Genomic DNA, 743 nt, shown 5'->3' on the forward strand with positions numbered 1-743 from the left:
GGCTCGGCGGAGCTGTTCATGCTGGCGCTCTTCGGCCTGTCCATGGTGGCGGTGCTGGCCGGGCGGAGCCTGGCCAAGGGGATTGCGGCCTGCTGCACCGGCCTGATCATCGGCTCCATCGGCGGGGCGCCGGCCACCGGCGAGTTCCGCATGATCTTCGGCTTCGACTATCTTTATGACGGCATTCCGCTCGTCATCATCGGCCTCGGCTTCTTCGCCGTGCCCGAGATCGCCGACCTGCTGCGCAAGAATGCTGCCATCGCCTCGGGCAATGCCCTGGGCTCGGGCTGGTTCCAGGGCCTCCGCGACTGGTGGGCCAATATCTGGCTGTCCATCCGCTGCTCCGGCTTCGGCTGCATCATCGGCGCCATTCCCGGCCTCGGTGGCTCGGTCGTCGACTGGATCGCCTATGGCCATGCGGTCCAGACCGTCAAGAAGGACCCGCAGTTCGGCAAGGGCGACATCCGCGGCGTCGTCGCCCCGGAAAGCGCCAACAACGCCATGCAGGGCGGCGCCCTGCTGCCCACCATGCTGTTCGGCATCCCCGGCTCCGGCTCCATGGCCGTCTTCCTCGGCGGCATGGTCCTGCTCGGCATCCAGCCCGGCCCCTCCATGGTCGGCGCGGACCTCAACATCACCTATTCGGTGATCTGGTCGCTGGCGCTCGCCAATGTCATGGGCGCGGGCATCTGCCTGGCGCTGGCCATTCCCATCTCCAAGCTGACCCAGATCCCGTTCCAGCG

The 743-nt window shown here is 67.6% G+C and carries 1 protein-coding gene; it reads left to right on the plus strand.

The genetic code is table 11. The features are described from left to right. A partial coding sequence (locus V6L75_RS20970) for a tripartite tricarboxylate transporter permease (RefSeq protein ID WP_334253399.1) occupies positions 1 to 743 on the plus strand: 743 nt, incomplete at both ends.

Source organism: Pannonibacter anstelovis, assembly GCF_036881715.1.
GTDB lineage: Bacteria > Pseudomonadota > Alphaproteobacteria > Rhizobiales > Stappiaceae > Pannonibacter > Pannonibacter anstelovis.